This is a genomic window from Leifsonia tongyongensis, assembly GCF_010686705.1.
Taxonomy (GTDB): Bacteria; Actinomycetota; Actinomycetes; order Actinomycetales; family Microbacteriaceae; genus Diaminobutyricibacter; species Diaminobutyricibacter tongyongensis.
This window is the reverse complement of record NZ_JAAGWY010000002.1, coordinates 542,703-563,559: the sequence shown is the minus strand read 5'-3', so window position 1 is coordinate 563,559 and position 20,857 is coordinate 542,703. Positions and strand designations below refer to the sequence as shown.

Genomic DNA, 20,857 nt, shown 5'->3' with positions numbered 1-20,857 from the left:
ACTGGGGCCCTTTTCACGTAGCAGGGGGGCTGCTACCTTCACGCGAGATCGCTCATACGATTCGCGAGTTCTATGTCGCGGCCGGCGCTGTGCTGGTAGCGCATGGCCGCGGCGGCTGTCGAGTGTCCAAGTCGGTCCTGGATCTCTTTGAGGGTCGCGCCAGTCTGGGCGAACCGTGTCGCGCCGTAGTGGCGGAGGGCGTGAAAGGGCATGTCCGTCCGTTTCGCGGCTGCGCGGGCTGGGTACCAGTGCTTGACGAAACTGGACTCTGCAAGGTGGCTGTGCCCGTCGCGTGCGGGGAACAGGAGCGAGTCGGGGAAGTCTCCGACGTTGTCCCTGAGGTGCCCGAGGACATCGGGGTGGATGTGCCGGGGTAGAGCGATCGCGCGAACGCCCGCGGCGCTCTTTGTAGGGCCTACAGTGAAGCCGACACCAGTCGTGTGCGTGACTGCCCGGGACACGTCGACGATGATGGTCTCGACCTCGGGCCCGTTCTTGATGATCTTGATGTCCTTGCGCCGTAGCTCGGTGAGTTCACCGAATCTCGTTCCTGCCCACGCGGCGAGGAGGACGGCCGCCCGGTAGCGGGGTGTGATGCTGTCGAGGATCTTCTGGAGCTCGGCCGCGGTAGGCGGTTCGACCTTCTTGCCTGTGGTGGCGTTCTGCGCGCCGCGGATCATGCACGGGTTCGTCACTATGCGCCCATCCTGGACGGCGGTAGCGAGTACCGACTTGAGGAGCCCGTATGCGCGTGCGGTCTGCGTCTTGGTGCCGCTCTCCAACTGGGCCGCGTACCAGCTGCGGACCATGTCGGGGGTGATCATCGCGACACGTTCCGCCGCGAGTGGCGCCAGGGGCCCGCTGAGGAGCCGTTGATACTCAACGCGAGTTCGGGGCCGCAGGCCTTCGCCGTGGCGGTTCACGCGGGTGCGGAGCCAGTCCTGAGCGAAGTCGCCGAGGGTGTCTGCCCGAGCCTTGGTCCGGCCGGCCGTTCGGGCCGCATCGGCGGGGGACCAGTTGCCGCTGTCGAGTGCGACGCGCTGCAGTGCGAGCCAGCCGCGTGCGTCCGTTGCGTTGTCGAACGTGCTCGACGCGGGATATCGGACCCCGTCGAGCCCTACGTAGCTCGCCTGGTAGCGACCGGAGGGCAGCTTGCGCAGCTTGCCGAACGCCTCACGGCGCTTCCTGGATGCCATTTCAGACCTCGTTTCGTGCACCAACGTGCACTATCTCGTGTCATTTCGTGTCCACTCGCGTACAACAGTGACCTTAACAGAGCGATGACGAGTTCCGCTAGATTACGCGCCGAAATGGCCCAAATCGTAGTCGTGGAGCGGATCTCTGACAGTTGCGCTGATACTGGTTCGATCCCAGTATCGCCCACCAACTAAAACCCCGGCTCGCCGGGGTTTTTTTCTGCCTTGGCCGCTCGACCGCGGCGTCCGTCACGGAATACGATCTGCCTAACGTCGGCGAGGTTCCGTGAGGAGTCGAATGAAGGGCACCGGTGAACGCGAGCGGTCATCGCGGCGTGCGTTCGTCGGTGGCGCACTCGCCGTCGTTCTGCTGACCTCAGGCGTGGCCGTCACCGCCGCGCTCGCATCCGGCGTTGCGGCGCCGACCGTCGAGCCGAAGGAGACGTCATCGCCGGGCAATGTCGTGTCGACCGGAGCGCCTGCCTGGGCGACCTCGTTGCCCGCCCCCGAGGTGGTGCCGAACATCTCCGCCGAAGAGGCGGCTTCGCTCACGAGCAAGCCCTGGAGCCTCATCTCCCTGGACGGCGACAAGCTCAGGGTCGTCTATGCAGTGGGGGACAGCTGCGCGACCGCGAAGGGGTTCGCTGTCGCCTATACGACCACGTCGGTGACCCTGTCGGCGCTGAGCCAGATCGACGCGACGCACGGTGGCTGCTTTGCGGTGCTCACGGTCGCTGCGGCCACCGTCATGCTGCCGGAACCGCTGAAGGGTCGTGCGCTCGTTCATGGCGCCGTCGATCCGCGGTCGGCGGACCCCGAGATCGGCAACTGACGGGCGTCCTGACGGATGCGGAGTGGTTCGGACGCCCGATCGGCCGCTACTACAGTTGAAGAAACCAATCGACGACTCTAGGAGTGGAACAAGGTGGCTGACGGCTTCGAGCTCTTCACCGATCGTTCCGTTGTCGCCATGCGCGTCAACGGCCAGCTGAAGGACCTCGCCACGCAGGTCACGACCACCGACACCGTCGAGCCCGTCACGATCGACTCGCCCGACGGTCTCAACATCCTGCGGCACTCGGCCGCGCATGTCCTCGCGCAGGCCGTCCAGTCGATCAACCCGGAGGCGAAGCTCGGCATCGGGCCGCCCATCACCGACGGGTTCTATTACGACTTCGACGTCGCCGAGCCGTTCACTCCGGATGACCTCAAAGTGCTCGACAAGGAGATGTCGCGGATCATCCGCGCCGGTCAGCGCTTCGTGCGACGCGTCGTGACCGACGAGGAGGCCAGGGCCGAGCTGGCCGGCGAGCCGTACAAGCTCGAGTTGATCGGTCTCAAGGGCGCAGCGCTCCCTGGTGACACCGCCCATTTCGACGCCGAGGAGAGCGTGGAGGTCGGCGGCGGCGAGCTGACCATCTACGACAACGTGGACCCGCGCACCGGCGAGACCGTCTGGAAAGACCTCTGCCGCGGACCGCATCTGCCGAACACGCGCATGATCGGCAACGGCTACGCGCTCACCCGGGTCGCTGCGGCCTACTGGCGCGGCTCCGAGAAGAACCAGCAGCTGCAGCGCGTCTACGGAACGGCGTGGCCGACCAAGGACGAACTCCGCGCGTACCAGACCCGCATGGAGGAGGCCGCCAAGCGCGACCACCGCAAGCTCGGCGCCGAACTCGACCTGTTCAGCTTTCCCGAGGAGATCGGTTCCGGCCTCGCGGTCTTCCACCCCAAGGGTGGGATCATCCGCAATGAGATCGAGAACTACATGCGCGAGCGGCTGATCGCGAACGACTACGAGCTGGTCAACACCCCGCACATCACCAAGGCGCACCTGTACGAGATCAGCCAGCACCTCAACTGGTATCGCGAGGGGATGTTCCCACCGATGCACCTCGACCAGGAGGTCGACGCCGAGGGCAACGTGACACGCCAGGGCCAGGACTACTACCTGAAGCCCATGAACTGCCCGATGCACAACCTCATCTACCGGGCGCGCGGGCGCAGCTATCGCGAGCTCCCGCTCCGGCTTGCAGAGTTCGGCACGGTGTATCGCTACGAGAAGTCCGGCACCCTCTCGGGCCTGACCCGCGTGCGCGGCCTCACCCAGGACGACGCCCACATCTACGTCGCAGACGAGCAGATCAAGGACGAGGTGGCGCGCCAGCTCGAGTTCGTGCTCGAGACCCTGCGCGGGTACGGTCTCACCGACTTCTACCTCGAGCTGTCGACGAAGGACCCCGACAAGTACGTCGGCTCCGACGAGAGCTGGGAGCAGGCGACCGAGACTCTGCGCGAAGTCGCCATCGAGTCCGGTCTCGAACTGGTCGACGACCCGGGCGGAGCCGCCTTCTACGGCCCGAAGATCAGTGTCCAGGCCCGCGACGCGATCGGCCGCACCTGGCAGCTGTCGACCGTCCAGCTCGACTTCAACCAGCCGGAGCTGTTCGAGCTCGAATACAACGCCGCCGACGGAACGCGCAAGCAGCCGGCCATGATCCACCGCGCGCTCCTCGGATCCATCGAGCGCTTCTTCGCCATCCTGCTCGAGCACTACGCGGGCGCCTTCCCGGTGTGGCTGTCGCCTGTCCAGGTGGTCGGAATCCCGGTCGCGGATGCGTACGGTCCGTTTCTCGACGACGTGATCGCCCGGCTCCGTGCGCGCGGCGTGCGCGCCGAGGTCGATCACTCCGACGACCGGATGCAGAAGAAGATCCGTACGCACACGAAGGCCAAGGTGCCCTACCAGCTCATCGTCGGCGAGGAGGATGCTGCTGCGGGAACGGTCAGCTTCCGGTTCCGCGATGGCAGCCAGCGCAACGGCGTGACGGTCGACGATGCCATCGAGCGGATCGTCGCATCCATCGCGTCACGCGAACAGGTCACCACGGCATGGCTCGAGTGACGATCGACGACCCGAGTCACCTGGTCGGCGTACCCGACGAGTTCCAGCGGCTCTGGACTCCGCACCGCATGGTGTACATCCAGAACAACCAGCAGCCGGACAAGGACGAGTGCCCGTTCTGCCGCGCTCCGAAGCTGAGCGACGAGGATGCGCTCATCGTCGCGCGCGGAACGCATGCGTACGTGATCCTCAACCTGTTCCCCTATAACAGCGGACACGTGCTGGTCTGCCCGTATCGTCATTTCGCGATGTACGACGAGGCGACACCCGAGGAGGTCGCCGAGATCGGCAGCCTCACGCAGACCGCGATGCGCGTCATCACGGAGGTCTCACACAACGACGGCTTCAACATCGGGATCAACCAGGGTGCGATCGCAGGCGCAGGCATCGCGGGCCACCTGCACCAGCACATCGTTCCGCGCTGGGCGCAGGACGCCAACTTCTTCCCGATCATCGCGAAGACGAAAGCGCTGCCTCAGCTCCTGGGCGAGGTCCGTGCGACGATCGCGGCGGCATGGCCGTCACAACCCGACGAGTAGAATCGTCACAGCGTAGTTCCCGCCGCAGCGGCGCTGGAACGTATTGGGCGTGCCGCGCGAGGCAGCGGCACCAGGAGAGGACACAGTGAGCGACACATCCACCGCCGAACAGTTCGGTTCGAGCCGCGTCAAGCGGGGGCTCGCCGAGATGCTGAAGGGCGGCGTCATCATGGACGTCGTGACGCCCGAGCAGGCGCGCATCGCAGAGGATGCCGGCGCTGTCGCGGTCATGGCGCTCGAGCGGGTTCCCGCCGACATCCGTTCACAGGGCGGCGTAGCGCGCATGAGCGACCCCGACCTGATCGAGGCGATCATCGCCGAGGTGTCCATCCCGGTGATGGCGAAGGCCCGCATCGGCCACTTCGTCGAGGCGCAGGTCCTGCAGGCACTCGACGTCGACTACATCGACGAGTCCGAGGTGCTGAGCCCCGCCGACTACGTGAACCACATCGACAAGTGGGGCTTCACGGTTCCCTTCGTCTGCGGTGCGACGAACCTCGGCGAGGCGCTTCGCCGTATCAACGAGGGCGCGGCGATGATCCGTTCCAAGGGCGAGGCCGGCACCGGTGATGTGTCGGAGGCGACCAAGCACATCCGCAAGATCAAGTCGGAGATCGCGGCCCTGTCGTCGATGAGCAAAGACGAACTGTACGTGGCGGCCAAGGAGCTCCAGGCGCCCTACGACCTCGTGGTCGAGGTCGCTGAGACCGGCAATCTCCCTGTCGTGCTGTTCACCGCCGGTGGCGTCGCGACGCCCGCCGATGCGGCGATGATGATGCAGCTCGGCGCCGACGGTGTCTTCGTCGGGTCCGGCATCTTCAAGTCGGGCAACCCGGCTCAGCGTGCGGCAGCCGTGGTCAAGGCGACGACGTTCTACGACGACCCGTCGGTGATCGCCGAGGTCTCGCGTGGACTGGGCGAAGCGATGGTCGGAATCAACGTCTCCGACCTGGCTGCACCGCACCGCCTCGCCGAGCGTGGCTGGTAGCCCAGCCGCGCCAGGGGCGCCGCGTGTGGGAGTGCTCGCGCTCCAGGGCGATTTCCGGGAGCACATCGCCGTTTTGCGGGGACTGGGGGCGGATGCCGTTCCCGTGCGTCGCGCATCCGAACTCGACGACGTCGCCGGGCTCGTGATCCCGGGAGGCGAGTCGAGCGTGATGGACAAGCTGTCGCGCACCTTCGGGCTCGCGCAGCCACTGAAGGATGCGATCGCGGCCGGCCTGCCGGTCTATGGGACGTGCGCAGGCCTGATCATGCTGGCGGACACCATCCTCGACGCCATCCGAGGCCAGGAGAGCCTCGGCGGGCTCGATGTTGTGGTCCGACGGAACGCGTTCGGCTCGCAGCTCGAGTCCTTCGAGACCGACCTCGACATCCCGGCGGTGGGCGACGAGCCCATGCACGCAGTGTTCATCCGCGCGCCGATCGTGGAGAGCGTCGGCCCGTGTGCGACACCGCTGGCGGCCCTGGCGGACGGGCGCGTGGTCGCTGTCGAACAGGGCAACCTCATCGGAACCTCGTTCCATCCGGAGATGACGGGGGACACCCGGTTCCACGAGTACTTCCTGAAGCGAGTCCGGGAACGCGCGGCCTACAATGGTCAGGATCTTCAGAAGTAGTTAGGGAGCAACGTGTCCGGGCATTCCAAATGGGCGACCACCAAGCACAAGAAAGCCGTGATCGACCAGCGTCGCGCGAAGTCGTTCGCGAAGCTGATCAAGAACATCGAGGTCGCGGCCAAGATCGGCGGGGCCGACCTTTCGGGTAACCCGACCCTCGTCGATGCGGTGCAGAAAGCCAAGAAGACCTCGGTCCCGAACGACAACATCGATCGCGCGATCAAGCGCGGTGCGGGTCTCACCGGCGAGAGCATCGACTACACGACGATCATGTACGAGGGTTACGGACCCAACGGTGTCGCGCTGCTGATCGAGTGCCTGACCGACAACAAGAACCGGGCTGCTGCGGATGTGCGGACCGCGATGACCCGCAACGGCGGAACCATGGCCGACCCGGGCAGCGTCGCCTACAACTTCCACCGCAAGGGCGTCATCGTCGTTCCACAGAGCGACGGGGTCTCCGAAGACGACGTGCTGCTGGCCGTCCTCGACGCAGGCGCCGAAGAGGTCACCCCGCGTGAGGAATCGTTCGAGGTCCTGACCGACCCGTCCTCGCTGGTCGCGACCCGCACCGCTCTTCAGGACGCGGGCATCGACTACGACTCGGCCGACGTCGAATTCGTCGCGTCGATCCAGGTCGAGGGCGACGCCGAGACCGCCAGGAAGGTCTTCCGGCTCATCGACGCGCTCGAAGACTCCGACGACGTGCAGAACGTGTACACGAACCTCGATCTCTCGGCCGAGGTCCAGGCCGAACTCGAGGCAGAGTAGAACCCGGCCGATGCCGCTCCGCGTGCTCGGGATCGACCCCGGGCTGACCCGCTGCGGTGTCGGGATCGTCGACGTCGAGCCGAATCGCACCGCCAGGCTGGTCGAGGTGCTTGTGATTCGCACGCCGCCGGGCATGCCGCTCGAGGAACGCCTGCTGGCGGTCGGCGACGGCATCGCAGAACTGCTCGACCGGCACCAGCCGCAGGCGGTCGCCATCGAGCGCGTGTTCGCACAGCACAACCTGAAGACGGTGATGGGTACGGCACAGGTGAGCGGGGTGGCTTTGCACGCCGCTGCCAAACGCGGACTCCCCGTCGCCCTGCACACACCGAGCGAGGTCAAGGCGGCGATCACCGGTTACGGTTCAGCCGACAAGAAGCAGGTGCAGGCGATGGTGGCGCGCATCCTCGGGCTCTCCGAGGTGCCGAAACCCGCGGATGCGGCGGATGCGCTCGCGATCGCGATCTGCCACGCGTGGCGGGGGAGCGGCTCCCATGCTCCGGCAGCGGGGGCCGGCGAGTCTCCGCTCACCCCTGCCCAGGCCGCGTGGCACGCCGCGGAGCGTTCCAGCCGGGCGTCGGCGGCGCCCCGTAGGCTGGCGAAGTGATTTCATCCCTCCGTGGCACGGTCCTCGCAATCAGCGGTGGATCGATCGTGATCGAGGTCGGCGGTGTCGGCTTCTCCGTCCAGGTCACCCCTGACCACGCCCTGTCGTTGCGACTGGGAGACGAGGCGATGGTCCTGACCTCGCTCATCGTCCGCGAAGACGCGCTTTCCCTGTTCGGGTTTGCCGACGCAGAGCAACTGCAGGTCTTCGATCTGCTCACCGGCGTTTCGGGTGTCGGTCCGAAGTCGGCCATCGGCGTCCTTTCGGTGCTCTCGCCCGAGCAGATCGCCGAGGCCGTGACTGCCGAAGACGACGCGCCGTTCCGCAAGGTTTCCGGTATCGGGCCGAAGACCGCGAAACTGATCGTGGTGTCGCTCTCGGGAAAGCTGGCGGTCACCCGGCGAGCCCCCCGCACGACGGCGGCGGCGCCCCCGTCGTCGCTGAGTGAGAGCGTCCTCATCGCCCTCGTCGGCCTCGGCTGGCCCGAGAAGGTGGCAGCGGATGCGATCGCCGAGGCCGTCGCAGAGACCGACGAGTCCGCGCGCGACGATGTCCAGTCCCTGCTGCGGCTCACGCTCTCGAGGCTGGGCCCGGGTCAGACCGCAGCACGGAGATGAGCATGGCAGACCAGAACGATCTGACCGCACCGGAGCTCGAATCCGAGTCCGAGCTCGCCTTCGAAGGCGCACTGCGCCCCCGTTCACTCGCCGAGTTCGTCGGCCAGGCCAAAGTGCGCGGTCAGCTGCAGCTTCTGCTGACGGCGGCGAAGATGCAGGACCGCACGGCCGACCACATCCTGCTGGCCGGCCCGCCCGGTCTGGGCAAAACGACGCTCGCTATGATCGTCGCCTACGAAAGCGGCCGGCCGCTGCGCATGTCGAGCGGGCCGGCGATCCAGCACGCGGGTGACCTCGCCGCTCTGCTGTCCTCCCTCACGCCCGGCGAAGTGCTGTTCATCGACGAGATCCATCGCATGGCTCGCTCGGCCGAAGAGATGCTGTACCTCGCGATGGAAGACTTCCGCATCGACATCATGGTCGGCAAAGGGGCGGGTGCGACGTCGATTCCCCTCGACCTCGCACCATTCACGCTCGTCGGTGCCACCACGCGCTCCGGCCTGCTCCCCAACCCGCTCCGGGACCGGTTCGGTTTCACGGCGCACCTCGAGTTCTACGATGAGGCCGAGCTCAGCCAGGTCCTCACGCGGGCCGCGATCCTGCTCGATTTCGAGGTCGACCGCGAGGCACTCGCCGAGATCGCCGGCCGGTGTCGCGGCACACCGCGCATCGCGAACCGCCTGCTGCGCCGGGTGCGCGACTTCGCACTGGTGCACGGGGGCGAGGCCGATGTCGCAGCCGTCCGTGCGGCGCTCGACCTATACGACGTCGACCCGCTCGGGCTCGACCGGCTCGACCGCGCGGTGCTCCAGGCGATCCTCGAACGCTTCGACGGCGGCCCCGTCGGCCTCAACACGCTGGCCGTATCGGTCGGCGAGGAGGCGGAGACGATCGAGTCCGTCGTCGAGCCGTTCCTCGTCCGCATCGGACTGCTCTCACGCACGCCACGAGGTCGGGTGGCCACTCCGGCGGCATGGAGACACTTCGGCGCAGCGCACTCCCAGCAACCTTCCCTCATGGATGACCTATAATTCAAGCTGGCCCATCGGCCACTCACAAATAAGCAGGGCGTCACTGCGTGCCGCCCTCTGGAAGGCCCCAAACTTTTCATGGATCCGTTAACTATTGTCATGCTGGTCGTCCTGGCCGGCCTGGTGTTCTTCATGTTCCGCAACAGCCGCAAGCGTCAGAAAGACGCGGCTGCGCTTCGCGAGAAGATCGTCCCCGGCGCCGAGGTCATGCTGAACTTCGGTGTCTACGGCAAGCTGCTCTCGATCGACGAAGAAGAGAACCAGGCGCTTGTCGAGACGACGCCGGGCACCATTCTGAAGGTGCACCGCCAGGTGATCGCCCGGGTCGTCGAGCCCAAGGAGATCGAGCCTGAGGTCGAGACGTCGACCGAGCCCGAGCTTAACGAAGACCACGCCATTCCCCTCACCGAGCCCGAGTTCGGCGAGCGGATCGACGACGTGGCCAAGAAGCCCGGCGCGAAAAGCGACGACTGACCCCATTCCCTGTGTGCCCACGTCTGTTGAGGCGTGGGCACGCTCGTAGAAAGCTGAGTTCGTAGGTGGCAAAGTCGACCCCGGTCAAAAAAGCCTGGCGTTCGTTGAGTTGGCTCGGTGCGATCATCGTCGTGCTGCTCGGCACCCTTATCGCGGGTGTCGTGTTCAGCAATGCGACCCTGGTCCCGAAGCTCGCTCTCGACCTCGAGGGCGGGACGCAGATCATTCTCGCTCCCGTGCTCTCGAACGGGCAGCAGGTCCAGCAGCAGCAGCTCGACCAGGCCGTCTCGATCATCCGGCAGCGCATCGACGCGTCCGGCATCTCCGAGTCGGAGATCAGCACTGAGGGTGCGAACAACATCGTCGTCTCTCTGCCCGGAACACCGGACGAGGCGACGCTCGCCCGTATCAAGGCGAGCGCCAAGCTCGACTTCCGCCCGGTGCTCGTCGCCGGAGCGCCCACCAACACGGTTGTCGGAGCCGACGGCAAGTCGACGCCGGCGCCGTCACCCGCTCCGAACCTGCAGTCCACTCCGTCGACCAAGCCGACCAACGGCAGCGACAAGGCATGGGTGACGCCGGCACTCCAGGCGCAGTACGACGCCTTCAGCTGCTCGTCCGACGCGGCCAAGGTCACGAACACCGCGCCGGCCGACAAGCCGCTCATCACCTGTGACGACAAGGGAACGACCAAGTACATCCTCGGCCCCGTCGAGGTCCGCGGCCAGGACATCTCGGACGCTTCGAGCGGCCTGGTCCAGAGCCAGAGCGGCGTCAGCACCGGCGCTTGGGGCGTCAACATCGTCTTCAACAGCGCCGGCACCAAGGCCTTCGCCGACGTCACCACCCGCCTGAACGGCCTCACGGGTGCCCAGAACCAGTTCGCGATCGTCCTCGACGGCAAGGTCATCTCGGCTCCCGCGACGCAGGCGGCGATCACCGACGGCCGCCCGCAGATCACCGGCAACTTCGACCAGACGACGGCCAAAGCACTTGCCGACCAGCTCAAGTTCGGTGCACTGCCGTTCAGCTTCAACGTGCAGAGCCAGGACACGATCTCGGCCACCCTGGGTTCGTCGCAGCTTCTGAGCGGACTGATCGCCGGCCTCATCGGTCTGCTGCTGGTCGTGATCTACACGCTGTTCCAGTACCGGCTGCTCGGGCTCGTCACCATCACGTCCCTCGGTGTCGCCGCACTCCTGACCTACCTCACGATCTCGCTGCTGTCCTGGCACTACGGCTACCGGCTGTCTCTCGCCGGCGTCGCCGGCCTGATCGTGGCGATCGGTTTCACAGCGGACTCCTTCATCGTCTACTTCGAACGAATCCGTGACGAACTCCGTGACGGGCGCGGTCTCGAATCCGCCGTCGAGGCCGGCTGGAAGCGCGCCCAGCGCACGATCTACGCATCGAAGGCGACCAACCTCCTCGCCGCCGTCGTGCTCTATGTGCTCGCCGCAGCGAACGTGCGCGGCTTCGCCTTCACCCTCGGACTCACAACGATCATCGACGTTCTCGTGGTCGTGCTGTTCACGCATCCCACCCTGCAGCTGCTGGCGAAGACCAGGTTCTTCAACAGCGGAAGCTCGTGGAGCGGACTCGACCCCGACGCCCTCGGCGCGGTCTACCGGGGTGCGGCGCAGTTCCGCGCTCCCTCGGCCGCGGTCAGCGCCGGCAAGGCGGCCTCGAGCAGCAAAGAGGCCGCGCGCCGCCAGACGATCGCGGAGCGCAAGGCCGCCGAGCTCGTCTCGGCGAACTCCGGGAGCAGCACGGATCGATCGAACGACGGGAAGGACTCCTGATGGCCGCCAGTCGCCTCACACGGTTCGGAAACGACCTCTACACCGGCGCCCGCTCGTACGACTTCGTCGGCAAGCGCAAGATCTGGTACACGATTGCGATCGTGATGGTCATCGCGTCCATCATCATCCCGATCGTCAAGGGCGGATTCAACTTCGGCATCGAGTTCCGGGGCGGATCGCAGTTCCAGATCACGAACGTTCAGACCACGTCGCAGACACCTGCGCAGGATGCGGTCGCGAGCATCGTGCCCAACGCCGTCGTCCACGTCACCAGCGTCAACAACAACGCTGTGCGCGTCCAGACCGACCAGCTCACGGCCGACCAGAGCCGTCAGGTGGCGGATGCGCTGGCCAAGGCCTACAACGTGCCGACCACCGAAGTCGCGTCCTCGTTCATCGGCCCGACCTGGGGCGCCGACGTGACGCGACAATCGATCCAGGGTCTCGTCGTCTTCCTGCTCCTCGCATTCATCGCGATGGCGCTGTACTTCCGTACCTGGAAGATGTCGGCGTCGGCGATCATCTCGCTCTTCCACGACCTCATCATCACCGCGGGCATCTACGCCCTCGTCGGTTTCGAGATCACTCCGGCGACGATGATCGGCTTCCTCACGATTCTCGGATACTCGCTGTACGACACGGTCGTCGTGTTCGACAAGGTGCGTGAGAACACCAAGGAGGAATTGGAGCTCACGCGGCGAACCTTCCCCGAGGCGGTGAACCTCGCCGTCAACCAGACGCTCGTGCGCTCGATCAACACGGCGGTCGTCGCTGTCCTGCCTGTCGCCTCGATCCTCTTCATCGGTGCTTTCGCCCTCGGTGCGGACACGCTCCGGGACATCTCGCTCGCCCTTCTCATCGGAATCATCGTCGGCACCTATTCGACGATCTTCCTCGCGGCCCCGATGTACTCGCAGTTCCGCGAGGGCGAGACGGCGATCAAGAAGCACGATGCGAAGGTCCGCGCGACGCGGCCGAAGGCAGCCGCAGCGCCCGCGTCCGTCCCCGTCGCCGCGAAATAGCGTGGAATAAGGAGCTCGTGTGCCCGGTTCTCCTCTCGGTGGGTACGAGGTGAGAACCGCGCGCGCGGCCTTGGACGGTCTGCACACGGCAGAACATAGAGGCGTCACCCGCGATAATAGAAGACGGGAGGCACGCTGATGGTCGACACGACAACGCCACAGACTGCTTCCCTGCGCCGTCTTGTGCCGCGGATCTTCTCCCGGGCGCAACCCGCCGGCGCCGTCGATACCCTGATTCGCACTGTGCGGATGCACCACCCGAAGGCCGACCTGTCGCTGGTCGAGCGTGCCTACGCAGTCGCCGAGAAGGCCCACGCCGGACAGAAGCGGCGCAGTGGCGAGCCGTACATCACGCATCCCGTCGCAGTAGCCCAGATCCTCGCCGACCTCGGCATCGGGTCGAAGACCATCGCAGCCGCACTGCTGCACGACACGGTCGAAGACACCGAGTACACCCTGGACGAGTTGCGCGATGCGTTCGGCGACGAGATCGCGATGCTGGTCGACGGGGTCACCAAGCTCGACAAGGTCAAGTACGGCGACAGTGCGCAGGCCGAGACCGTTCGCAAGATGATCGTCGCGATGTCGAAGGACATCCGCGTTCTGATCATCAAACTGGCGGACCGCCTGCACAACGCTCGCACCTGGGGCTTCGTCCCGGCCGAATCCGCCACCCGCAAGGCCACCGAGACGCTCGAGATCTACGCTCCGCTGGCCCATCGGCTGGGCATCCAGGCGATCAAATGGGAGCTCGAGGACCTCTCGTTCGCCGTGTTGTACCCGAAGCTCTACGCCGAGATCGAAAGCCTGGTGCGACAGCGCTCGCCTGAACGCGAGCGTCTCGTGCAGCACGTCATCGACGCGATCAACGACGACCTCAAGTCGGCGCGAATCCGCGGCAAGGTCGTCGGCCGGCCCAAGCAGTTCTACTCGATCTATCAGAAGATGGTGGTCCGGGGTCGCGAGTTCGACGAGATCTACGACCTGGTCGGCATCCGGGTGCTGGTGAACTCGGTGCGCGACTGCTACGCCGTACTGGGCCAGATCCACGCGCGCTGGACACCGATGCCGGGACGTTTCAAGGACTACATCGCCACGCCGAAGTTCAACCTGTACCAGTCGCTGCACACGACGGTCATCGGGCCCGAGGGCCGCGCGGTCGAGATCCAGATCCGTACTGAAGAGATGCACCAGCGCGCCGAATTCGGTGTCGCAGCGCATTGGAAGTACAAGGAGCAGGTCAACGGCAAGAGCTCCGGCCCCTCCGGCAAGGTCGACACCGACCTCGCGTGGCTCGCTCACCTCTCCGACTGGCAGGCCGAGACGGCCGATCCCAGCGAATTCCTCGACTCGCTGCGGTTCGAGATCGGTGCCAAAGAGGTCTACGTCTTCACACCCAAGGGCAGGGTCATCGGGCTGCCGACCGGTGCGACTCCGGTCGACTTCGCGTACGCGGTCCACACAGAAGTCGGTCACCGCACCATGGGTGCGAAGGTCAACGGCCGTCTGGTGCCGTTGGAGAGCACGCTCACGACCGGCGACGTCGTCGAGGTCTTCACCTCGAAGAACCCCGATTCCGGTCCGAGCCAGGACTGGCTGAACTTCGTCAAGAGCCCTCGCGCGCGCAACAAGATCCGACAGTGGTTCACCAAGGAGCGTCGCGACGAGGCGATAGAGCAGGGCAAAGACGCGATCGCGCGCGCCATGCGCAAGCAGAACCTGCCGCTGCAGAAGCTGATGACCCAGGACTCCCTGGCGGAAGTAGCCGCGCAGCTGCGGTACGAAGACGTCTCGGCGTTGTACGCGGCCGTCGGCGAAGGTCACGTCTCGACGCAATCCGTCATCGAGAAGGTCGTCGCTTCGCTCCAGACCGAGGCCGAAGGCGACGCGGGCGAGATCGAGCTTCCGGTCAAGGGACGGTCGCGTCAGCTCCGGAACAGCGATTCGGGTGTACTGGTGCGAGGTGCGCCGGACATCCTTGTCAAGCTGGCCAAATGCTGCACCCCCGTCCCCGGCGACCCCATCGTGGGCTTCATCACGCGCGGCGCGGGAGTCTCCGTGCACCAGGCGAGCTGCCACAACGTGCAGTCGCTACTGCAGGAGCCGGAACGCATGATCGACGTCGAATGGGCGCCGAGCTCGAAGAGCGTCTTCCTGGTGCAGATCCAGGTCGAGGCGCTCGACCGCTCCGGGCTGCTGTCGGACGTCACGCGTGTGTTGTCCGAGAACCATGTCAACATCCTCTCGGCGACCGTCACGACGTCGAGCGACCGTCTGGCCCTCAGCCGGTTCGTCTTCGAGATGGGCGACACCACCCACCTCGACCGTGTGCTGAACGCGGTGCGCCGTATCGACGCGGTCTACGACGTCTATCGGGTCAGTGCAGGCTGAGACCAGCAAGCTGAGACCCGAGCGGGTTGAGACCCGAGAGGCTGAGACCCGAGCGATCGATCGACGCCAGACGGGCGAGCGCACGCCGGACACCCGGGTACCGCGGCTGTGTGCGGATGCACCGGGCGCACTCGCTCACCCCCGATCCGCCGAGCTGCAGGACGGCGAGCACATCGAGCGCGTCAGCAGCGGCGAACGGCTCGCGCGTTCTCAACAGGTCGATCGCCGTTCGGAGGTGGGACGTGATCTTCAGTGCGCCGAGTTGCAGAACATCGTCGCGTTCGAGCCGGCATTCGCGGTACTCGAATCGGAGGGAGTGGTGCGGTGTCGTGCGGTTGGCCATGTCCATGCACAACTGATGCCGGAACGGCGCCTCTGCTCGCGCTCCATACACCCAGAGCGCTGAGGATCGCTCGACGATCATACGATCGGGCACCAGTGGTGCGAGCGCCGCAGCCCTGAGCTCGACGCTGTCCGGTTCGCCAAGCACCGCGAACGCCTCGTCGACTGCGAACAGCTGTCCGTCGATTCGGGCCGCGCGGAGCTCTGCTGGCGGCAGGTCGACCTGGTCGAGGAGGCGGGGAAGCAGTCGCGTCATACGACCATCCTGGGGCGCCGATTCGTCCGCATGGTCGAGCGCACGCGGATGTGTGGATGAGCGACCCCTGTGCAGAGCCGCTATCATCGCTACTTCAGCGCGTCGAGCCAGACCTTGCGAGCATCCAGAGCCTCCTGCGCGGCCGCGACCTTCGCTTTGTCGCCGCTGGCCTTCGCTTCTTCGAGCTCAGCCTCGAGCTTGGCGATGGCAGCCGTCAGCTGGCTCGCCAGGCCTTCGGACCGCGCCTTCTTCTCCGGGTTGTTGCGCTGCCAGTGGTCGTCGTCCAGCTTTCGCACGGCAGCCTCGACCTTGCGGAGGCGCTCTTCGACGACCTTGACCTGGTCGCGCGGGACCTTTCCGATCTCGTCCCACCGGCGCTGAATGGAACTCAACGTCGCGCGGGCGGACTCGCGATCGGTCGCGGTCAGGAGGGGCTCGGCTTCGGTCAGGAGCGCGAGCTTGGCTTCGAGGTTCGCCGAGAACTCCTCGTTCTCGCGGGCGTCGATCTCGGACTTCGCCGAGTAGATCGCGTCGCCGGCAGCCTTGAACCGGGCCCAGAGCGCGTCGTCGTTCCGCTTGCCCGCACGGCCGGCCAGTTTCCACTGCTCGAGAAGCTCGCGATAGGCGGGCACTCCGTCGGCGCCGCGGGGGATGAGGGCCTCGGCCTGCTCGATCAGCTGGGTCTTACGGGTGCGGACGTCGCGGTGCTGATTGTCGAGCTCGGCGAAGAACGCCTTGCGGTTGTGCTCGATCGTCGCGCGTGCGGCGCGGAACCGCTTCCACAGCTCGTTGGCCTCGTTCTTGGGCAGGCGCGGCCCGTCGTGCTGATGGGCCTGCCAGCGCGCGAAGAGGGTGTCGAGGGATGCCGTCGTCTGCTTCCACTGCGTCTTCGCCGGATCTTCCGCAGCGAGCGCCTCGGCTTCGACCACGATCTCGGTGCGTTCGGCGATGGCGGCGTCGACCGCAGCGCGCGCCTCTGCCGTCTGCTGTTCGGTCAGTTCCTCGACCGTTCCGCCGAGCTTGGCCAGGCGCTCCTGGAGCGAGGCCAGATCGCCGACGGCATTTGCCGACGCGACGTGCTCGCTCAGGGTGGCGACGGCCTTGGCGATATCGGCCGCCGGTGCGCCGCGGCGTGCACGCTGCTCGAGCAACGTCACCTGACCCGCCAGGTCCGTGTACTTGCGTTCGAAGTAGGCGAGCGCCTCTTCTGGAGTGCCGTCGGGGTATTGACCGACCGCCCTCTCGCCTTCGCCTTCGCGAACGAAGACGGTGCCGGTCTCATCGACGCGACCCCACGGTTGCTGATCAGTTGTAGCCAAGAGCCTCACCTTGCTGACGACGACGGCCACGACGACCGCCTCACACTGCGTTTTAGCCTATTGCACGCGCACGGGGCGTGCAGAGGTGCTTATTGAACCGTTATCCCCGTGATCGTCGTCGTGACGTTCGGCTTGCCGTCGGTCGTGCCGCCCTGGACACCCTTGGCTGCGACCTCGCTGATCAGCTTGTCGAGACCGCTCGTGACCTTTCCGATGACGGTGTAGCCGCCCGCCGTGTCGGAGGGGATGGTGGAGGTCTTGTAGACGATGAAGAACTGGCTGCCCTGGCTGTTCGCGTTGTTGCTCGAGCGCGCCATCGCGAGCGTGCCGGCGGGATACACGTTGTTCGTGGGAGCGTTCTCGATCGGTCCGTAGCTGTAGCCCGGGCCGCCCGAGCCGTCGCCCTTGGGGTCGCCGCACTGCAGGACGTAGATTCCCGAGGTCGTCAGGCGGTGGCAGCTGAGACCGTTGTAGAAGCCCTTCTGGCTCAGGGCGATCGTCGATGACACCGCCTGCGGCGCCTTGGCTCCGTCGAGGCTGATGCCGAGCGGGATGTCGTTGATCGTCATCGTGCCGGTCCACTGGCGATTGGCGGCGAGCGTCTTCGGCGGCAGTGTGTAGGCGGCAGCGGAGGGCGACGGGCTCGCGACGGGCTTGCCCGGCCCGGTGTTGAAGTACAGGAGCTGCGTGAGCACCGCGAGGACGACGACGACCAGGACTCCGATTCCGGCGAGCCAGTTGTCGCGAACGCGCCGCCGGGCCTTGGCCTCGTGCACGGTCTGGCGTGCCTGGTAGGCCCTCAGCCGCTCGCGCGCCTGGCGCGCTTCGCGATCGTTCTGCTTGTTCGGTGCCACGTGAATTCCTCCGAGGGGGCGCGCCGTCGTGCGGGGGGAGTCTGCGGCCCGGAGCGCCACCGCGCAGGACCTCAGATGAACTTTATGCGACCGAGCTATGGCGGCCAAATGCTCCTGTGGATCGTCGCGCGGCGGTGTCGGCGGAAGCAACTAGCCTTGACCCATGGTCGATGTGCAACCGGGGCTCCGCAGCGGAGCAACACCCCTCGCCGTGCGCATGCGACCGAAGAGCCTCGACGAGGTGGCGGGCCAGCGGCACCTGCTCACCCCGGGCTCACCACTCGTGAGCCTGGCGTCGGACACGACTGGTGAGCGCGGCTCGGTCTCGGTCATCCTGTGGGGCCCTCCGGGAACGGGCAAGACCACGCTCGCCCAGGCCATCGCCCACTCGTCCGGCCGAAGGTTCGTCGAGCTATCGGCCGTCTCCGCCGGTGTCCGAGATGTTCGGCAGGTCATGGAAGAAGCGCTCTCGACCCGTGACCTGTACGGGATCTCGACGGTGCTGTTCCTCGATGAGATCCACCGGTTCACGAAGGCCCAGCAGGACGCCCTGCTCCCCGGCGTCGAGAACGGATGGGTGATCCTCGTTGCAGCGACGACGGAGAACCCGTCGTTCTCCGTGATCTCGCCACTGCTGTCGCGCTCCCTGCTCCTCACCCTCGAGACGCTGAGCGACGACGACCTGGGAGTCGTCGTCGATCGCGCACTCGTCGACGAGCGCGGTCTCCGTGACCGCTTCGTGCTCGAGGCGGATGCACGGTCGGCGATCATCCGTCTCGCCTCCGGTGACGCACGGCGCGCGCTCACCGCCCTCGAGGCGGCATCCGTCTCCGCTGACTCGTCGACGCCGGCGACGTCGGCGGACAGACCAGTCATCACTGCCGAGCTGGTCGCACAGGCCGTCGACCGGGCCCTGCTGCGTTACGACCGGAACGGCGACGAGCACTACGACGTGATCAGCGCCTTCATCAAGTCCGTGCGGGGCTCCGACGTCGACGCGTCGCTCCACTACCTCGCGCGCATGATCGAGGCGGGGGAGGACCCGCGCTTCATCGCCCGGAGGATCATCGTGCTCGCCTCCGAGGACATCGGCATGGCCGACCCGCAGTCCCTGGTGATCGCTGTCGCAGCGGCGGACGCGGTGCAGCTGATCGGCATGCCCGAGGGGCGCATCCCGCTGGCCCAGGCCGTCGTCCACCTGGCCACCGCTCCCAAGTCGAACGCTGCGTACATGGCCCTCGACAAGGCGATCGCCGACGTGCGGGCCGGCACGATGGGTCGCGTGCCGAAACACCTGCGCGACGCCCACTATCCCGGTGCGAAACGGCTCGGCCACGGCAAGGGCTACAAGTACCCGCACGACGACGAGCTCGGCGTGCTGCAGCAGCAGTACCTGCCCAACGAACTCAAGAATGCGATCTACTACGAGCCGACCGAGCACGGCAACGAGCGGGACGTGTCGGCGCGGCTCGCCAAGCTCCGTCGCATCGTGCGCGGGCACTGACGACGATCTGCTAGAATCGATCAGCCTAGAAGCGGGTGTCGCGTGCGGCTGCGTCGACAAACGTTCTCGAAGGGAAAGGCCCTGTAGCCGGGCTTCCCTGGCACCATCCCTCTAATACTGCAGGACGATCCTGTGTGCCTGCATTTCACACTGTTAGAGAGACAACCGAAAGGACCTCGTGTCTACCAAGTCACGTACCCGTAGCAAGACCCGCCTGTCGCGGTCACTGGGCATCGCCCTGACCCCGAAGGCAGCCAAGTACCTCGAGAAGCGTCCGTACGCCCCCGGCGAGCACGGTCGCACCAAGCGCAAGGCCGACTCCGACTACGCCGTCCGTCTGCGCGAGAAGCAGCGTCTGCGTGCCCAGTACGGCATCCGCGAGAAGCAGCTTCGCATCGCGTTCGAAGAGGCCCGTCGCACCCAGGGCCTGACCGGTGAGAACCTGGTCGAGCTCCTCGAGATGCGTCTCGACGCTCTCGTGCTCCGTGCCGGCTTCGCCCGCACCACGGCCCAGGCCCGCCAGATGGTAGTGCACCGTCACATCCTCGTCGACGGCAAGCTCGTCGACCGTCCGTCGTTCCGCGTCAAGCCGGGTCAGCTGATCCACGTCAAGGCGCGCAGCGAGGGCACCGAGCCGTTCCAGGTGGCAGCGGCCGGCGGTCACGTCGACGTCCTCCCCAAGACCCCGGCCTACCTCGAGGTCGAGCTCGACAAGCTTCACGCGCGCCTTGTGCGTCGCCCGAAGCGTGCCGAGGTTCCGGTCACGTGTGAGGTCCAGCTCGTCGTCGAGTACTACGCAGCGCGATAACTTGCGTCTACGCTAGGAAGCGGGTCACCTCACGGGTGGCCCGCTTCATGCGTTTTTCGGGCAGGATAGATACGGGCGGCCGATAATATGCCGTTGGCGGAATGGATGGTGGACTCGTGACGGGTGGCGACATCGCAGGGCTCATCGCGGCGGTGGTGTTCGCCGTCCTGGTGGGGTTCCTCGCCCTGCCCCTCGTGAAGCTCGGCCGGGTTCTCGACGAGACGCGGTCCGCCATCAAGGATGCGAGCGACGGGCTCACGCCCATCCTGGAGGAGACGGCGACCACCATCCAGGAGACCAACAAGCAGCTTGCGCGGGTCGACGTGATAACCAAGAACGTCGCGGACGTCACGGGAAACGTCTCCGCACTGGTCGCCCTGTTCGCCGCCACGGTGGGTGGCCCGCTCATCAAACTGGCCGGCTTCAGCGCCGCGGTTCGCGCGGCGTTCCGGGCGACGGCGGGCGCCGGCAGGGCCACCTCCGACGATTCCACAGGGCGCTCCGGCTCCCGGCGGAAGCGCGGTAGCACGCACTAAACTGACCCGAGGCGTTTCGTTCGTGAACGGCGCCCCATCAACCAGGGAGTACGCACCATGAAGAGTTTTCTGTGGCTCGTCGTCGGCATCGCGATCGGTTTCGCTGTCGCGCACAAGGTCAACGAAACCCCTCAGGGCAAGCAGTTCTTCAGCGGCCTCGACAAGAAGGCCCGCGATTTCGGTTCGGCTGTGTCAGACGGCTACCGCAAGCGTGAGGCCGAACTGCGCTCAGCGATCGAAGACGCCGAGGCCTGATCCGCC

The 20,857-nt window shown here is 66.2% G+C and carries 21 protein-coding genes; 17 read left to right on the top strand and 4 right to left on the bottom strand.

What is annotated here, in order from left to right; translation table 11 throughout:
* Positions 1 to 38 precede the first annotated feature (38 nt).
* Positions 39 to 1,196, bottom strand: a complete 1,158-nt coding sequence (locus G3T36_RS10620; protein WP_163289756.1) for a tyrosine-type recombinase/integrase — start codon at positions 1,194 to 1,196, stop codon at positions 39 to 41.
* A 298-nt stretch (positions 1,197 to 1,494) separates the two neighbouring features.
* Between G3T36_RS10620 and G3T36_RS10615 the strand changes: the two genes are divergently transcribed.
* From G3T36_RS10615 to G3T36_RS10555, 13 genes are all read left to right on the top strand, one after another.
* Positions 1,495 to 2,028 carry a hypothetical protein gene (locus G3T36_RS10615; RefSeq protein ID WP_163289755.1) on the top strand — a complete coding sequence of 178 codons (534 nt, stop codon included), beginning with the start codon at positions 1,495 to 1,497 and terminating at the stop codon, positions 2,026 to 2,028.
* Positions 2,029 to 2,121: 93 nt separating this feature from the next.
* Complete coding sequence (gene thrS, locus G3T36_RS10610; RefSeq protein ID WP_163289754.1) at positions 2,122 to 4,104, top strand: threonine--tRNA ligase; 1,983 nt, start codon at positions 2,122 to 2,124, stop codon at positions 4,102 to 4,104.
* Positions 4,092 to 4,643, top strand: coding sequence for an HIT family protein (locus G3T36_RS10605; protein ID WP_163289753.1), 552 nt, complete (start codon positions 4,092 to 4,094; stop codon positions 4,641 to 4,643). Before thrS ends, G3T36_RS10605 begins: the two co-directional genes overlap by 13 nt.
* Before the next feature lie 85 nt (positions 4,644 to 4,728).
* Positions 4,729 to 5,631, top strand: coding sequence for a pyridoxal 5'-phosphate synthase lyase subunit PdxS (gene pdxS / locus G3T36_RS10600; RefSeq protein ID WP_163289752.1), 903 nt, complete (start codon positions 4,729 to 4,731; stop codon positions 5,629 to 5,631).
* A complete protein-coding gene (pdxT, locus tag G3T36_RS10595) occupies positions 5,621 to 6,262 on the top strand; it encodes a pyridoxal 5'-phosphate synthase glutaminase subunit PdxT (RefSeq protein WP_338031548.1) in 642 nt (213 codons plus the stop codon). The genes pdxS and pdxT overlap by 11 nt, the downstream gene beginning before the upstream one ends.
* 12 nt (positions 6,263 to 6,274) lie before the next feature.
* Complete coding sequence (locus tag G3T36_RS10590) at positions 6,275 to 7,033, top strand: YebC/PmpR family DNA-binding transcriptional regulator (protein WP_163289751.1); 759 nt, start codon at positions 6,275 to 6,277, stop codon at positions 7,031 to 7,033.
* A gap of 10 nt (positions 7,034 to 7,043) precedes the next feature.
* Positions 7,044 to 7,640 carry a crossover junction endodeoxyribonuclease RuvC gene (gene ruvC / locus G3T36_RS10585; RefSeq protein ID WP_163289750.1) on the top strand — a complete coding sequence of 199 codons (597 nt, stop codon included), beginning with the start codon at positions 7,044 to 7,046 and terminating at the stop codon, positions 7,638 to 7,640.
* Complete coding sequence (gene ruvA, locus G3T36_RS10580; protein WP_163289749.1) at positions 7,637 to 8,257, top strand: Holliday junction branch migration protein RuvA; 621 nt, start codon at positions 7,637 to 7,639, stop codon at positions 8,255 to 8,257. The genes ruvC and ruvA overlap by 4 nt, the downstream gene beginning before the upstream one ends.
* Positions 8,258 to 8,259: 2 nt before the next feature.
* Entirely contained in the window at positions 8,260 to 9,288 is a 1,029-nt protein-coding gene (ruvB, locus tag G3T36_RS10575; RefSeq protein WP_163289748.1) for a Holliday junction branch migration DNA helicase RuvB, read from the top strand.
* Between the two features lie 99 nt (positions 9,289 to 9,387).
* Positions 9,388 to 9,762, top strand: coding sequence for a preprotein translocase subunit YajC (locus G3T36_RS10570; protein WP_240148434.1), 375 nt, complete (start codon positions 9,388 to 9,390; stop codon positions 9,760 to 9,762).
* Between the two features lie 65 nt (positions 9,763 to 9,827).
* On the top strand, positions 9,828 to 11,564 hold the full coding sequence (gene secD / locus G3T36_RS10565) for a protein translocase subunit SecD (RefSeq protein ID WP_163289746.1): 1,737 nt from the start codon (positions 9,828 to 9,830) through the stop codon (positions 11,562 to 11,564).
* A complete protein-coding gene (gene secF, locus G3T36_RS10560) occupies positions 11,564 to 12,586 on the top strand; it encodes a protein translocase subunit SecF (RefSeq protein WP_163289745.1) in 1,023 nt (340 codons plus the stop codon). The genes secD and secF overlap by 1 nt, the downstream gene beginning before the upstream one ends.
* Before the next feature lie 138 nt (positions 12,587 to 12,724).
* On the top strand, positions 12,725 to 14,977 hold the full coding sequence (locus G3T36_RS10555; RefSeq protein ID WP_163289744.1) for a RelA/SpoT family protein: 2,253 nt from the start codon (positions 12,725 to 12,727) through the stop codon (positions 14,975 to 14,977).
* On the opposite strand, the gene G3T36_RS10550 is transcribed toward G3T36_RS10555, so the two are convergent.
* From G3T36_RS10550 to G3T36_RS10540, 3 genes are all read right to left on the bottom strand, one after another.
* A complete protein-coding gene (locus tag G3T36_RS10550; RefSeq protein WP_163289743.1) occupies positions 14,964 to 15,575 on the bottom strand; it encodes a hypothetical protein in 612 nt (203 codons plus the stop codon). The two genes, G3T36_RS10555 and G3T36_RS10550, sit on opposite strands and share 14 nt — an antisense overlap.
* A gap of 89 nt (positions 15,576 to 15,664) precedes the next feature.
* Positions 15,665 to 16,894, bottom strand: coding sequence for a DUF349 domain-containing protein (locus tag G3T36_RS10545; protein WP_163289742.1), 1,230 nt, complete (start codon positions 16,892 to 16,894; stop codon positions 15,665 to 15,667).
* 89 nt (positions 16,895 to 16,983) lie between these two features.
* Positions 16,984 to 17,748, bottom strand: coding sequence for a peptidylprolyl isomerase (locus G3T36_RS10540; protein WP_163289741.1), 765 nt, complete (start codon positions 17,746 to 17,748; stop codon positions 16,984 to 16,986).
* Between the two features lie 163 nt (positions 17,749 to 17,911).
* Here G3T36_RS10540 and G3T36_RS10535 point away from each other — a divergent pair, with 163 nt between their 5' ends.
* From G3T36_RS10535 to G3T36_RS10520, 4 genes are all read left to right on the top strand, one after another.
* Positions 17,912 to 19,252 carry a replication-associated recombination protein A gene (locus G3T36_RS10535; protein WP_163289740.1) on the top strand — a complete coding sequence of 447 codons (1,341 nt, stop codon included), beginning with the start codon at positions 17,912 to 17,914 and terminating at the stop codon, positions 19,250 to 19,252.
* Between the two features lie 178 nt (positions 19,253 to 19,430).
* A complete protein-coding gene (rpsD, locus tag G3T36_RS10530; RefSeq protein WP_163289739.1) occupies positions 19,431 to 20,060 on the top strand; it encodes a 30S ribosomal protein S4 in 630 nt (209 codons plus the stop codon).
* Positions 20,061 to 20,176: 116 nt separating this feature from the next.
* Entirely contained in the window at positions 20,177 to 20,596 is a 420-nt protein-coding gene (locus G3T36_RS10525; RefSeq protein WP_338031581.1) for a DUF948 domain-containing protein, read from the top strand.
* Between the two features lie 57 nt (positions 20,597 to 20,653).
* On the top strand, positions 20,654 to 20,851 hold the full coding sequence (locus tag G3T36_RS10520; protein WP_163289738.1) for a hypothetical protein: 198 nt from the start codon (positions 20,654 to 20,656) through the stop codon (positions 20,849 to 20,851).
* Positions 20,852 to 20,857 lie beyond the last annotated feature (6 nt).